The following is a 13,633-nucleotide window of genomic DNA, read 5'->3' on the forward strand; positions in this document are numbered from 1 at the left end:
GGGAGTTCCCGGGCAGGCAGCATCTACCATGGCGACAATGGCGTGTGTTAGAGCGGCCGGGGCGGGAAGTCGGATGAGGGAAGAAGGAAGAGGTAAGAGGTAAGAGCTGGAAGCTGGAAGCTGGAAGTGGCGAGCAGCGATAAACGAGAAGCGAGCGGCGAGAAACGAGCGGTTGGAAGCAGGCCGCGGGACGGGTGCCGGGAAGTTAGATGAGGGAAGAAGGAAGAAGGAAGAGGGAAGAGCTGGAAGCTGGAAGTGGCGTGGTGCGAGCGGCGAGTGGCGAGAAACGAGAAACGAGCAGCGAGAAACGGGCTGTTGGAAGCATGGCGAGAGACGAGCTGCGTGTAGCGTGCAGCTCGTAACTCGTGGCTCGTAACTCGTGGCTCGTAACTCGTGGCTCGTAACTCGTGGCTCGTAACTCGTGGCTCGTGGCTCGTGGCTCGTGGCTCGTGGCTCGTGACGCGGGTTAGAAGCGTTTGATTTCAGCGTTGTTGCGGAGGTATTCCAGCAGTCCGCTGACGGCGGCTTGGGCGCGTAGTTGCTGGGTCATGCGGCTGATCATGGTTTTACTCTGCTCGTTGACCTGCCCTTCGCTGACCTCGTCGAGGGCGATCAGGACGACACGCTGACCATCGACGGCCTGGCCGTAGACGCTCTGTTCGCCTTCGGGATGCGGCAACCTGAACGCTTGCTGGACCACGGGCTGGGCGACCGAGGTGTCATCCTGACGGCTGAGGGAGTCGACCTCTTGCCAGTCGACCGAGACCGCTTCGCCGGAACGCAGTGCCTCGATCATGTTCTTGGCCTTGGCCTGAAGCGCTTCCACTGTCTTTTGCGCCTTCACCGCCTGGGTCACCTGCTGACGTACGTCCTCGAGCGGCAGGGTCGTGGCCTCACGATGGTCCAGGGCCCTCAGGACCATGCGACGATCCTCGCCGAGCTCGATGACTTCACTGTTGAAGCCCTCCTCGATGACATCCGGCGAGAAGGCACGCTCCATGACACCCGGCTCGGAGAGCACACCGGAGGCTTCATTGCGACTCACCCAACCGGTCGTCTTCCGCTCGAGGTCGAGCGACTCGGCGACACTCTGCAGGTTCCTGGCGGAGAAGCTTTCATCGATCAGGCGCTGGGCCCGTTCGTCGAACTTATTGGCGACTTGCTGCTGCGCTACCTGCTCGGCCAGGCGGTCACGCGATTCCTCGAAGGACGGGCGATCGAGCTCGGTGACCTTGATCAGGTGCAGGGCGTCGTCGGTCTCGACGATGCTCGATACCTGACCTTCGTCGAGACCGAAGGCTGCCTCCTCGAAGGCTTGGCCGAAGAAGCCGCGGCTGATGATACCCAGGTCTCCACCTTTGCCACTGGTGGACGCATCATCGGAATATTCGGCCGCCAGCTCGGCGAAGGATGCCCCGCTGGACAGCTCCTGGCGCACTTTTTCGAGACGCGTACGCGCTTCCTGCAGGGTACGCTGATCACCGTAGTTGACCATGATATGCGAGACACGCCGATCGGCATCGGCGGCCTCTTCGTTCCAGGCCTGACGTAGTTGTTCTTCACTGACCTCGACCTGGTCCGCCATGCGCTGACGGTCGAGCACGACATAGGCCAGCTTGACCTGCTCGGGGCGCTGGTACTGATCGGCATGCGCCTCATAGTAGGCCTGCCGGTCTTCATCGCTGACCTCGGGCTGGCTTTCCAGGTCCTCGGCGGTCAGGGCATGGTGACGGAAGCTGCGCGTCTGGCTGCGCAGGGCCGCCAGGCGCTGCTGTTCGCTATCCAGGGAGAACGCACTGGCGGCCAGACCCTGCTGAAGTTGATTACGCTTCATGTCGGACCGCAACTGGTCGCGGAAGGCCAGCGGCGTAAATCCGGCCTGGCGCAGCCGACGCTGAAACAGCTCTTGGGAGAAGTTGCCGTCCTGATCCTGGAATTGGGGCAGGTTGACGATCAGTTGGTCGATCTGAGTCTCGGACAGATGCAGGCCGCCCTCTTCGGCGTACTGGATCATCAAGCGCTCGGTGATCAGCCTGTCGAGCATTTGCGCGCGAAACTCGCGCTCCTGCTCCGGCGGCACCTGACCGCTGCGAATGGCGCGCTGCACCTCGAGCTCAAGCTGCTGGCGGGGAATGGACTCGCCATTGACGGTGGCTACATCGTTGCCGTCATTGCCCAGCAGACCGATCAGCGAATCGGCCCCGAACAGGCCCATGGCAACCACCACGGCACCGATGATGATCTTGGCGCCCCAGCTCGCGGAGCGGTCACGAATACTTTGCAGCATGCAAGCCTCGGCTGTATGAAAAGTGTCTGATCGCGTCACATTATACGCATCAGGCAAGGCCTGGCGACCTTAGGTGGGCAGACGGATCATGTCGTTCTGTTGCTGGGCAGCACGCCCGAGCGCTACAGATAAAAAAACGGGCGCACCGCCATGCGATGCGCCCGTTCGGGACTCGAAGTCAACGGTGATCGACGCGGGGCGATACCTTAGTTGACGGAATCCTTCAATGCCTTGCCAGCCTTGAAACTCGGCACCTTGGCAGCACTGATCTGGATCGGCTCGCCGGTCTGCGGGTTACGACCGGTGCGCGCTGCACGCTCCTTGACCGTAAAAGTACCAAAACCCACCAAGGAAACGCTATCGCCCTTCTTCAGGCTATCGGCCACGGTGTCCACCATGGCATCCAGAGCGCGCGAGGCAGCGGCTTTAGGGATATCGGCAGACGCGGCAATGGCTTCGATCAGCTCGGATTTATTCACACTTCACCCCTTGACTGTTTCGTAAATTAACTCTACTCAGCGAGACTTACGGCTGAATGACGCAATCACGGCATAGCGCTAGTTTATAGCAATGCAGTGAAAGATGTGTCAAGCGACCATCCCTGATAATCCCCATCATGCCGGGATTTTTGGCCCGGCATGATGATGGAAAAACGTCAGTGTGTACTGATCATTGATTGAGTAGAAGCAACATCTTCTGCTCGGGTATCGTTGTTATCCGAAATCGTCTTTTCGGTCAACGCCACATCAAGGACCTCATCAATCCAGCGCACTGGCCTGATATCCAGTGCATCCTTGATGTTGTCCGGCACTTCCTTGAGATCCCGCCGGTTCTCTTCGGGAATCAGCACGGTCTTTATACCACCACGCCTGGCCGCCAGCAATTTCTCCTTCAGGCCACCGATCGGCAGGACCTCACCGCGCAGGTTGACCTCGCCGGTCATGGCCACGTCACAGCGCACCGGACGCCCGGTGTAGGCCGAGATCATGGCGGTGACCATGGCGATGCCGGCACTGGGGCCATCCTTGGGCGTGGCGCCCTCGGGGACGTGAATGTGCAGGTCTTCCTTCTCGAAGCGCTCCGGATCGACGCCCAGCGAAATGGCCCGGGCACGCACCACGGTCTGGGCGGCACTGACCGACTCCTTCATGACGTCGCCCAGCGAGCCGGTCTTGTCGAGACGCCCCTTGCCGGGGGTGACCACCGACTCGATGTTGAGCAGCTCGCCGCCCACCGAGGTCCAGGCCAGGCCGGTAACGCGCCCGACCTGGTCTTCCTGGTCGGCCAGGCCATAGCTGTAGCGACGCACGCCGGCATACTCCTCGATGTCGGCAGCGGACAGGTGATCCGGCGCAAGGGCACCTTCCTTGCCTTCCTGCTCGAGGCGCTTGCGCAGTACCTTGCGGCAGACCTTGGCGATCTGGCGTTCGAGTTCACGCACGCCGGCTTCGCGGCTGTAATAGCGGATCAGCTCCAGCAGCGCCTCATCGGAGAGGGTCAGTTCCTCGGCCTTGAAGCCATTGGCCTTGAGCTGCTTGGGCACCAGATAGCGACGCGCGATGGCCAGCTTTTCGTCTTCGGTATAGCCCGGCAGACGAATCACTTCCATGCGGTCGAGCAGCGGCCCGGGGATGTTCATCGAGTTGGCGGTGCAGATGAACAGGGTCTCGGACAGGTCGTAATCGAGCTCGAGGTAGTGGTCGCTGAACTTGTCGTTCTGCTCGGGATCGAGCACTTCCAGCAGCGCCGAGGACGGATCGCCCCGGTGGTCCATGCCGACCTTGTCGACCTCGTCGAGCAGGAACAACGGGTTCTTGACCCCGGCCTTGCTCATGCGCTGGACCATCTTGCCGGGCAGCGAGCCGATGTAGGTACGGCGATGGCCGCGGATTTCGGACTCATCGCGCACACCGCCCAGTGCCAGGCGTACATACTTGCGGTTGGTGGCACGCGCAATCGACTGGCCGAGCGATGTCTTGCCGACCCCGGGCGGACCGACCAGGCAGAGTACCGGGCCCTTGAGTTTCTTGACGCGCTTCTGCACCGCCAGGTACTCGAGGATGCGTTCCTTGACCTCCTCGAGGCCATGGTGATCCTCGTCGAGCACCTTCTGGGCATGCTGGATGTCGTGGCGCACACGGGTGCGCTTCTTCCAGGGCACCGCGGTCAGCCAGTCCAGATAGGAGCGCACCACCGTGGCTTCGGCCGAGGACGGCGACATCATGCGCAGCTTGCTGAGCTCCTGACGGGCCTTCTCGGCGGCCTCCTTGGGCATGCCGGATTCGTCGATGGCCTGCTCGTACTTGTCCGCCTCGTTGGGGACGTTCTCGAGCTCGCCCATCTCCTTCTGGATGGCCTTCATCTGCTCGTTGAGATAATACTCGCGCTGGGACTTCTCCATCTGGTCCTTGACGCGCGAACGGATGCGCTTCTCGACCTGCAGCAGGTCGATCTCGGACTCGATCTGCGCCATGAGATGTTCGACGCGATCGCGTACGCGATCCATCTCGAGCAGCTGCTGCTTGTCGTCGATCTTCAACGACAGATGCGCACAGATGGTATCGACCAGCCGGCTCGGGTCCTCAATACCCGACAGCGAGTTCAGCACCTCGTTGGGCACCTTCTTGGACATCTTGACGTACTGCTCGAACTGATTGAGCAGCACGCGCACCAGGGACTCCTGCTCGCGCTCGGTCAGCGGCTCGCTCTCGCGCAGCACTACCTCGGCACGGCTGTAGCCCTCCTCGACGACCTGGATATCACGGATGTCGGCCCGCGACTCGCCTTCGATGAGCACCTTGACGGTGCCATCGGGCAGCTTGAGAAGCTGCATGATCTCGGCCACGGTGCCGATCGAGAACAGATCCTCGTTATCCGGTTCGTCCTTGCTGGCTTCACGCTGCGCCACGAGGAGCACGCGTTTGTCGGTTTCCATCGCCGTCTCCAGCGCCTGGATCGACTTTTCCCGGCCGACGAACAACGGAATGACCATTTGCGGGTAGACGACCACGTCCCGCAGCGGCAAAAGGGGCAGACTCTGGGTCTGTTCGGCGTTCTGCTGCATCGCAGACGATCCTCAAACGATTCGGGTGAATACCCAAGGGATGGGGGCGATCCCCCGACATTGCAAGGTCGGGGCAACGGCACGACATAGAAAAGGGCCGCTGAGCGGCCCTTGTGATGACGACTCCCCGAGCATGTCCGGGCGGGTCAGGGAGCGACCACCCGGCCTGACTAGCCGTCGGTACCGTCGACGCGTGATTCCTCTTGCGAATAGATCAACAAGGGTTCGCTCTCCCCGGTGACCACCGAGGCGTCGATGACGACCTTGGAGACCCCTTCGACCGTCGGAATCTCGTACATGGTGTCGAGCAGCACGGACTCCAGAATCGAGCGCAAGCCGCGCGCGCCGGTATTGCGCTCCATGGCCTTGTTGGCCACGGCGCGCAGCGCGTCCTCGCGGAAGTCGAGTTCGACGTTCTCGAGCTCGAACAGACGCGAGTACTGCTTGATCAGCGAGTTCTTCGGCTCGGTGAGGATCTGCACCAGGGCATCCTCGGACAGCTCGGTCAGGGTCGCGATGGCCGGCAGACGACCGACGAACTCGGGAATCAGGCCGAACTTGACCAGGTCTTCCGGCTGCACGTCGAGCAGCAGGTCGCCAAAGCCCTTGGTTTCGTCCTTGCCCTTGACCTCGGCATTGAAGCCGATGCCGCCCTGCTCGGCACGGTCACGAATGACCTTGTCGAGCCCGGCGAAGGCACCACCAACGATGAACAGCATGTTGGTGGTATCCACCTGCAGGAATTCCTGCTGCGGATGCTTGCGGCCGCCCTGGGGCGGTACCTGGGCCGTGGTGCCCTCGATCAGCTTGAGCAGTGCCTGCTGGACGCCCTCGCCCGAGACATCCCGGGTGATAGAGGGGTTGTCCGACTTGCGCGAGATCTTGTCGATCTCGTCGATGTAGACAATGCCGCGCTGGGCCTTCTCGACATCGTACTCGCACTTCTGCAGCAGCTTCTGGATGATGTTCTCGACATCCTCGCCGACATAGCCCGCTTCGGTGAGCGTGGTGGCATCGGCGATGGTGAAGGGAACATTGAGCAGACGCGCCAGGGTCTCGGCCAACAGTGTCTTGCCGCTACCCGTGGGACCGATCAGTAGGATGTTCGACTTACCGAGCTCGACTTCATCCTTGGTGCCATAGCGCAGGCGCTTGTAATGGTTGTAGACCGCCACGGACAGCACCATCTTGGCGCGATCCTGGCCGATCACATAGTCATCGAGAGTGTGACGAATTTCGCGCGGGGCGGGCAGGCGCTCCTCATCGCTCTCGGCATCGGCATCGAGAACTTCCTCGCGAATGATGTCGTTGCACAGGTCGACACACTCATCGCAGATATATACGGACGGACCGGCAATCAGCTTGCGCACTTCGTTCTGGTTCTTGCCACAGAACGAGCAGTACAGCAGCTTGCCGTCTTCGTCCTTGCCTTTGCCGTCGGCCATTCGCGTACCTCTCTCGCAGCGGCGGCCCGCAGGCCACCGTGAATCACGTAGTCAAAGCGTGGTGAGTTTCACGCTATCAGGATGTCGGCCGCTTATCCAGCACGGCGTCGATCAGGCCATATTCGGCGGCCTGCTCGCCGTTCATGAAGTTGTCGCGGTCGGTATCCTTGGCAATCGTCTCGAACTCCTGGCCGGTGTGATGGGCCAGGATCTGGTTCAGGCGCTCGCGGATGCCGAGAATCTCGCGGGTGTGGATCTCGATGTCCGACGCCTGACCCTGGTAACCGCCGAGCGGCTGATGGATCATCATCCGCGAATTCGGCAGGCAGTAGCGCTTGCCGTGGGCGCCACCGGCCAGCAACAGGGCCCCCATGCTCGCCGCCTGCCCGATGCAGACGGTGGACACATCGGGTTTGATGAACTGCATGGTGTCGTAGACCGACATGCCCGCCGTGACGGAGCCACCCGGCGAATTGATATACAGGTGGATGTCCTTGTCAGGGTTCTCGGACTCCAGGAACAGCAACTGCGCCACCAGCAGGTTGGCCGTGTAGTCCTCGACCGGGCCAACCATGAAGATCACGCGCTCCTTGAGCAGGCGCGAGTAGATGTCGTAGGACCGCTCGCCCCGTGCGCTCTGCTCGACCACCATGGGCACCAGGCCGCCGGCGGATTGGATATCGATGTCGTTACTCATCTGGGTGATGTCCTTGCATCCGATGTATGGGATCGGCGGCTGATTCCCCGCCCGGCTTGCCGCCGAGCGGGTTCACGAGGGGGATCAAGCCTGGCTTTGCTCGGCTTCTTCCTCGGCTTCCTCTTCACCACCTTGCTGCTGAGCCGCGGCGAGCGCTTCCTGATAGCTCATCTCGACGTCGTTGACGGTGGCCTGCTCGAGCAGGATATCGACGCCCTTCTCTTCCAGGACGGCCGACTTGACCTGATTCTTCATCTCGTCGTTGCCCATGTAGTACTCGACGACCTGCTCGGGCTCCTGATACTGCTGAGCGAGTTCCTCGACCTTGGCCTTGATCTCGTCGTCGCTGGCATCCAGCTCGTTGACCTTGATCACCTCGGCCAGCAGCAGGCCGATCTGCACGCGGCTCTTGGCCTGCTCGGCGAAGAGTTCATCGGGCAGCTGGCTGACGTCGAAGTCTTCGCCGAGACCGAACTGCTGGGCCGCCTGACGCTTGAGGCCATCGGTTTCCTGCTGGATCAGCGACTGCGGAACCTCGATATCATTGGCCTTCTTGAGCGCCTCGAGCACCTGCTGCTTGACACGGTTGTCGATGGCCTGGGTGGCCTCGCGCTTCATGTTGTTGGCGATTTCCTCGTGGAAACGCTCCAGGTCGCCGTCTTCCACACCGAACTGCTTGACGAACTCGGCGTCGACTTCCGGCAGCTCCTGCGCCTTGACGGTATGCACCTTGACCTTGAAGGTCGCTTCCTGGCCGGCCAGCTGCTCGGCCTGATAATCCTCGGGGAAGGTAACCTTGAGTTCCTTGTCCTCGCCGGCGCTGGCACCGATCAGCTGTTCCTCGAAGCCCGGGATGAAGCTGCCGGACCCGATGGTCAGCTCATGACCTTCGGCGCTGCCGCCCTCGAACGGCTCGTCGCCCAGGTAGCCCTGGAAGTCGATGATGACCTGATCGCCGTCTTCGGCTGCCCGCTCGACTTCCGCCCAGCCGGCATTCTGCTTGCGCAGGGTCTCGATCATCTCGGTCACGTCGGCATCGCTGACCTCGACGACCGGGCGCTCGACCTCGCTGCCCTCGATGGAGCTCAGGTCGATTTCCGGATAGATCTCGAGGATGGCAGTGAACTCCAGGTCCTTGCCGGCCTCGTTGACCTCGGTCTCGATCTGCGGATTGCCGGCCGGGTTGAGGCTCTCATCGGTGATGGCACGGACGTAACGCTCACGCATTACTTCGCCGACCACTTCGTTACGCACTTCGGCGCCGTAACGCTGGCGAACGACCGTCATGGGCACCCGGCCCTGACGGAAGCCGTTGATACGCACGCTCTTGGCGGCATCCTTGAGGCGGGTGTCCACGGCCTCGTCGATCTCGGCGGCGGGTACCTGCACTTTGACGCGGCGTTCAATCTGGGAGGTCGTATCGACGGAAACTTGCATGAATTGTCCTCTACACCGACAGGGGCGTTGGTTCTATGGAATAGCGTTAAAACATTCAGAGTGGGGATTCTATGAATCCCGCTACTCACTGGCAAGCGCCATGCCCGGACAAATAAGGGCGAATTCGCGTAATTCAAGGGCCACCCGACAAAAGAATGACGCTCAATGGCGTTGGCAAGCCCTGATATCGAGCACGAAACGGCACAGCGCTGATCATGGAAGGGTACGGCGCGAAACGCCAGTGCGTCGTGCATTGTCAGGCGATGCCGGGCATCACGAACGAGCACGAGGAGGAACTACACATACGAGGAAGGCAAATGGGGTGGATGATGGGGATCGAACCCACGACCACCGGAGCCACAATCCGGGGCTCTACCACTGAGCTACATCCACCACTGCCTGAAACTGTCGTTGGGTGCGCTGGGGTGGACGATGGGGATCGAACCCACGACCACCGGAGCCACAATCCGGGGCTCTACCACTGAGCTACATCCACCACTGACACCAACGCATCACGACGCTAAGTAGCTGTCGTGACGGGGCAACTTGCACTGCCCACACTTGACTACTTCGAGCCGGGCCGAACTCACCTGGTATGGCGCGCCCAGCAGGACTCGAACCTGCAACCTACGGCTTAGAAGGCCGTTGCTCTATCCGGTTGAGCTATGGGCGCATCTTACGTACCCAGGCAACTTGCCGCAAGCCTGAATTGGAAAAAAGGCATTCCATTCATGAGCTTGTGGTCGGGGTGGAGGGATTCGAACCCCCGACATCCTGCTCCCAAAGCAGGCGCGCTACCAAACTGCGCTACACCCCGCCGGCTCTTGCACGGCCCTGACGTACGCCGCAGAAGGCCCCGTCAAGCGCTGCGTATTCTACGGAACTTTCCCTCTTCGTCAAGTCCGAATATCGCCCCTTGCGCTTTGCCTGGACGCCTGCTCATGAGAAAATCGCTGCCGTTTTCACGCCCCTTACATCCAATCGACCGCCAGAGGGAAGCCGATGACCGCCCAACTGATCGATGGCAAGTCCATTGCCGCCAATGTTCGAGAGCAGGTTGCTCGACAGGTGCAGGCACGCCTTGACCAGGGGGCCCGGGCGCCCGGGCTCGCGGTGGTGCTGGTGGGCGAGGATCCGGCGTCCCATGTCTATGTGCGCAACAAGCAACGTGCCTGCGAAAAAGCCGGCATCACCTCGTTCATGCACGAGTTGCCCGCCGATACGTCGCAGCAGGACCTGGAAGCCCTGGTCGATGAGCTCAATGCGGCGTCGCATATCGACGGCATTCTGGTGCAGCTGCCGCTCCCCGACCATCTGGACCCGAGGCCCATCCTCGAGCGCGTCCATCCGTACAAGGATGTCGACGGCTTTCATCCCTACAATCTGGGGCGCCTGGCTCAGCGCCTGCCCCTGCTCCGCCCTTGCACCCCCAAGGGCATCATCACCCTGCTGCAGGAGAGCGGGCTCAAGATTCGTGGCCTGGATGCCACCGTGGTCGGCGCCTCGAATATCGTCGGCCGCCCGATGTCGCTGGAGTTGATGCTGGCTGGCTGCACCACCACGGTCTGTCATCGCTTCACCAAGGACCTGGAGGCCCATGTGCGACGCGCCGAACTGCTCGTGGTCGCCGTGGGCACCCCGGGACTGGTCAAGGGTGAATGGGTGCGCGACGACGCCATCGTCATCGATGTGGGCATCAACCGCCAGGACGACGGCAAGCTGATCGGTGACGTGGAATTCGACAGCGCCGCGGCACATGCCAGCCATATCACGCCGGTACCCGGCGGCGTGGGGCCGATGACGGTGGCTTCACTACTCGAAAACACCCTGCTGGCTGCCGAGCTACATGATGCCAAGGGGTGAGAGAGGGAAGATCAAAAGAGGGAAGTAAGAAGAGGGAAGAAGGAAGAACGTGAGGTGTGAGGGGCTGCCGTGCACCCAAAGCGTGACTCAGGTAGAATACGCGCTGACTTTCCACTGCTAGATATCGCGAGGTCCGTCGATGAGCGACAAGATGAACGTCGAGAGCTTCAATCTGGATCACACCAAGGTGAAGGCGCCTTATGTCCGCCTGGCGGATGTGAAGACCGGCCAGCACGGCGACACCATCCACAAGTATGACCTGCGTATCTGCCAGCCGAACAAGGGCCACATGGACATGCCGGCGCTGCACTCGCTGGAGCATCTGATGGCCGAGAAGTCGCGCAACCATTCCGACCTGGTGCTGGATGTCAGCCCCATGGGCTGCCAGACGGGCTTCTATATCGCCATGCTCAACCATGACGACTATAACGGCATGCTCGAGCTCGTCGAAGGCACGCTGAACGACGTGCTGGAAGCCGACGAAGTCCCTGCCTGCAATGAAGAGCAGTGCGGCTGGGCCGCCAGCCATAGCCTGGAAGGCGCCAAGGACCTGGCGCGCGACCTGCTCGCCAAGCGTGGTGAGTGGCATCAGGTCTTCGGCTCGGAAGCCTGAGTACCCCTGCCAGCTATTGGCTGACCCGAGGCGCCGGGCTCGAGGCCTTACGTCTGACGCCCGACGCCTCGCACCTCACGCCTCACACGTTACGCCTCACACGCCTTGCCCCGTGGAGAACGAATAGATGAAACGCATCGGCATCATCGGCGCCATGTCCCAGGAAGTCGCTCAGCTCAAGGCGATGCTGGAAGACTGCGAGACCCGCCATCACGTGGGCAGCACCTTCCACTGTGGCCGGCTGCATGATGTCGAGGTGGTGATTCTTCAATCGGGCATCGGCAAGGTCAACGCGGCCGTGGGCACGACGCTGCTGCTCGACATGTATCAGCCGGAGGCCGTGATCAATACCGGCTCCGCCGGTGGTTTCGGCGAAGGCCTGGAAATCGGCGACGTGGTGGTCTCAAGCGAGGTCCGTCACCACGACGTGGATGCCGTGGTCTTCGGTTACGAGCATGGCCAGGTGCCGCAGATGCCGGCCGCTTACCTGCCGGACGCCAAGCTGGTGGAGCTGGCCCGCCAGAGCGTGGAGGCCATGAACGAGGTCAGGGTGACCGAGGGACTGATCGCCACCGGCGATGTCTTCATGGCCTGCCCCGAGCTGGTCGCCCAGACCCGCTCGCGCTTCCCGACCATGCTGGCCGCAGAGATGGAGGCCGCCGCCATTGCCCAGACCTGCCACCTCTACGGCTGCCCTTTCGTGGTCATTCGCGCCCTCTCGGACATCGCCGGCGGCGGCGACAACCACCTCTCCTTCGAGGAATTCCTGGCCAGAGCCGCCGACCACTCGACGCGCATGGTCAGCGGCATGATTCAGCGCCTCGCGCAGACCACCCGCACCGCCGACGCCACCACCACCGACTGAAACACCGCCGACAAGAAGCCCCAAGACCCCGCCAGAACCACCCTGGCGGGGTCTTTTCGTCCATACTCAACGCTACGCGGCCTGCTCCCAACCGCTCGTTCCTCGTTTCTCGTCGCTCGCCGCTCAACACTTCCAGCTTCCCTCTTCCCTCTTCTGTCTTCCCTCTTTCCCCCTCACACCTTCAACTTCCAACCCAGGCTTTCCCCGGCCCGCATGGGCACGATGTCCTGATCCGGCACATACGGCAACGACTCCGGGACCGTCCAGGTCTCGCGCTCCAGGGTCACGCTCCCGGCATTGCGCGGCAGGCCATAGAAGTCCGGACCGGCGTGGCTGGTGAAGGTTTCCAGCTGGTCCAACGCGCCGGCCTGCTCGAAGGCCGTGGCATAGAGCTCCAGGGCCACCGGCGCGGTGTAGGCGCCGGCACAGCCACAGGCACTTTCCTTGTCGCCCTTGGCATGCGGAGCGCTATCGGTGCCCAGGAAGAACTTGCCACTGCCCGCGGTCGCGGCCTCGATCAGGGCCTGGCGATGCCGCTCGCGCTTGAGGATCGGCAGGCAGTAGTAATGCGGTCGGATGCCGCCCACCAGCATGTGATTGCGATTGAACAACAGGTGGTGCGCGGTGATGGTGGCGGCCACATTGGCCGGCGCCGCCGTGACGAAGGCCGCGGCATCGGCGGTAGTGATGTGCTCGAAAACCACCTTGAGCGTCGGGTGACGATCCAGCAGTGGTTTCATCACCCGTTCGATGAAGACGGCTTCGCGATCGAAGATATCGATGTCGGCATCGGTGACTTCGCCATGCACCAGCAGCGGCATGCCCAGTCGAGCCATGGCGCCGATGGCCGCATCGCAATGGGTCAGGTCGGTAACGCCCGCCGCCGAGTTGGTGGTGGCACCGGCGGGATACAGCTTGACCGCATGCACCTGGCCGCTGGCATGGGCCCGCTCGATTTCCTCGGCGCTGGTATTATCGGTGAGATAGAGCGTCATCAGCGGCTCGAACGCCTCGCCGTCGGGCACGGCCGCCAGAATTCGCTGACGATAGTCGAGCGCCTGCTGTGTGGTGGTGACCGGTGGCTTGAGATTGGGCATGATGATGGCACGGCCCATCTGGCGGGCACTGGCAGGCACCACGGCAGGCAGCACCTGGCCGTCCCGGAGGTGAAGGTGCCAGTCGTCCGGGCGTGTCAAGGTGATCGAGTTCACGGCATATCCTGTTATCGACGTGGATTCATGGCGACGAGTATACCGCAATGTCGCCTGCCTCCGGAGCCGCTCGAGCAGGTAAAATGCTTCTCTGCCGAGGTCGGATGCGGTGGCCGTCGCGGCACTGCGGCGAGTAAAAGACCGAGGGAAT

At 62.0% G+C, this 13,633-nt stretch carries 10 protein-coding genes and 4 tRNA genes; 3 read left to right on the plus strand and 11 right to left on the minus strand.

Annotated elements, in window-relative coordinates:
- Positions 1-466: 466 nt before the first annotated feature.
- The 10 genes from HHA01_RS09555 to HHA01_RS09600 all read right to left on the minus strand — a co-directional run bounded on the left by HHA01_RS09555 (position 467) and on the right by HHA01_RS09600 (position 9,747).
- Positions 467-2,287 (minus strand): SurA N-terminal domain-containing protein, encoded by a 1,821-nt coding sequence (locus HHA01_RS09555; protein WP_141320109.1) that lies wholly within the window; start codon positions 2,285-2,287, stop codon positions 467-469.
- A gap of 206 nt (positions 2,288-2,493) precedes the next feature.
- Positions 2,494-2,766, minus strand: coding sequence for a non-specific DNA-binding protein Hbs (gene hbs / locus HHA01_RS09560; protein ID WP_141320111.1), 273 nt, complete (start codon positions 2,764-2,766; stop codon positions 2,494-2,496).
- A 176-nt stretch (positions 2,767-2,942) separates the two neighbouring features.
- Positions 2,943-5,351 (minus strand): endopeptidase La, encoded by a 2,409-nt coding sequence (lon, locus tag HHA01_RS09565; RefSeq protein ID WP_141320113.1) that lies wholly within the window; start codon positions 5,349-5,351, stop codon positions 2,943-2,945.
- A gap of 170 nt (positions 5,352-5,521) precedes the next feature.
- Positions 5,522-6,796 carry an ATP-dependent Clp protease ATP-binding subunit ClpX gene (clpX, locus tag HHA01_RS09570; RefSeq protein WP_141320115.1) on the minus strand — a complete coding sequence of 425 codons (1,275 nt, stop codon included), beginning with the start codon at positions 6,794-6,796 and terminating at the stop codon, positions 5,522-5,524.
- 76 nt (positions 6,797-6,872) lie between these two features.
- Positions 6,873-7,493, minus strand: a complete 621-nt coding sequence (clpP, locus tag HHA01_RS09575) for an ATP-dependent Clp endopeptidase proteolytic subunit ClpP (protein WP_141320117.1) — start codon at positions 7,491-7,493, stop codon at positions 6,873-6,875.
- 84 nt (positions 7,494-7,577) lie between these two features.
- The gene (gene tig, locus HHA01_RS09580) at positions 7,578-8,930 is read right to left on the minus strand and encodes a trigger factor (protein ID WP_141320119.1); all 1,353 of its coding nucleotides are present in this window, start codon (positions 8,928-8,930) and stop codon (positions 7,578-7,580) included.
- A gap of 318 nt (positions 8,931-9,248) precedes the next feature.
- Positions 9,249-9,323, minus strand: a tRNA-His gene (locus HHA01_RS09585).
- A 28-nt stretch (positions 9,324-9,351) separates the two neighbouring features.
- A tRNA-His gene (locus tag HHA01_RS09590) sits at positions 9,352-9,426 on the minus strand.
- A 100-nt stretch (positions 9,427-9,526) separates the two neighbouring features.
- A tRNA-Arg gene (locus HHA01_RS09595) sits at positions 9,527-9,603 on the minus strand.
- 67 nt (positions 9,604-9,670) lie between these two features.
- Positions 9,671-9,747, minus strand: a tRNA-Pro gene (locus tag HHA01_RS09600).
- Positions 9,748-9,932: 185 nt separating this feature from the next.
- On the opposite strand from HHA01_RS09600, the gene folD reads away from it, so the two are divergent.
- The 3 genes from folD to mtnN all read left to right on the plus strand — a co-directional run bounded on the left by folD (position 9,933) and on the right by mtnN (position 12,271).
- Positions 9,933-10,793, plus strand: a complete 861-nt coding sequence (gene folD / locus HHA01_RS09605; protein WP_141320121.1) for a bifunctional methylenetetrahydrofolate dehydrogenase/methenyltetrahydrofolate cyclohydrolase FolD — start codon at positions 9,933-9,935, stop codon at positions 10,791-10,793.
- Positions 10,794-10,932: 139 nt separating this feature from the next.
- Complete coding sequence (locus HHA01_RS09610; RefSeq protein WP_141320123.1) at positions 10,933-11,406, plus strand: S-ribosylhomocysteine lyase; 474 nt, start codon at positions 10,933-10,935, stop codon at positions 11,404-11,406.
- Between the two features lie 127 nt (positions 11,407-11,533).
- The gene (gene mtnN / locus HHA01_RS09615; protein ID WP_141320125.1) at positions 11,534-12,271 is read left to right on the plus strand and encodes a 5'-methylthioadenosine/S-adenosylhomocysteine nucleosidase; all 738 of its coding nucleotides are present in this window, start codon (positions 11,534-11,536) and stop codon (positions 12,269-12,271) included.
- A 173-nt stretch (positions 12,272-12,444) separates the two neighbouring features.
- On the opposite strand, the gene pyrC is transcribed toward mtnN, so the two are convergent.
- Positions 12,445-13,482: a dihydroorotase gene (pyrC, locus tag HHA01_RS09620; RefSeq protein ID WP_141320127.1), complete on the minus strand. Its 1,038-nt coding sequence runs from the start codon at positions 13,480-13,482 to the stop codon at positions 12,445-12,447.
- Between the last annotated feature and the right edge of the window lie 151 nt (positions 13,483-13,633).

It is taken from the genome of Halomonas halmophila, from assembly GCF_006540005.1.
GTDB lineage: Bacteria > Pseudomonadota > Gammaproteobacteria > Pseudomonadales > Halomonadaceae > Halomonas > Halomonas halmophila.

Excerpts from the sequence above, each read along its gene's own strand:
- HHA01_RS09555 (WP_141320109.1), bottom strand. The coding sequence starts at position 2,287 with ATGCTGCAAAGTATTCGTGACCGCTCCGCGAGCTGGGGCGCCAAGATC.
- lon (WP_141320113.1), bottom strand. The coding sequence starts at position 5,351 with ATGCAGCAGAACGCCGAACAGACCCAGAGTCTGCCCCTTTTGCCGCTG.
- clpX (WP_141320115.1), bottom strand. The coding sequence starts at position 6,796 with ATGGCCGACGGCAAAGGCAAGGACGAAGACGGCAAGCTGCTGTACTGC.
- clpP (WP_141320117.1), bottom strand. The coding sequence starts at position 7,493 with ATGAGTAACGACATCGATATCCAATCCGCCGGCGGCCTGGTGCCCATG.
- tig (WP_141320119.1), bottom strand. The coding sequence starts at position 8,930 with ATGCAAGTTTCCGTCGATACGACCTCCCAGATTGAACGCCGCGTCAAA.
- folD (WP_141320121.1), top strand. The coding sequence starts at position 9,933 with ATGACCGCCCAACTGATCGATGGCAAGTCCATTGCCGCCAATGTTCGA.
- HHA01_RS09610 (WP_141320123.1), top strand. The coding sequence starts at position 10,933 with ATGAGCGACAAGATGAACGTCGAGAGCTTCAATCTGGATCACACCAAG.
- mtnN (WP_141320125.1), top strand. The coding sequence starts at position 11,534 with ATGAAACGCATCGGCATCATCGGCGCCATGTCCCAGGAAGTCGCTCAG.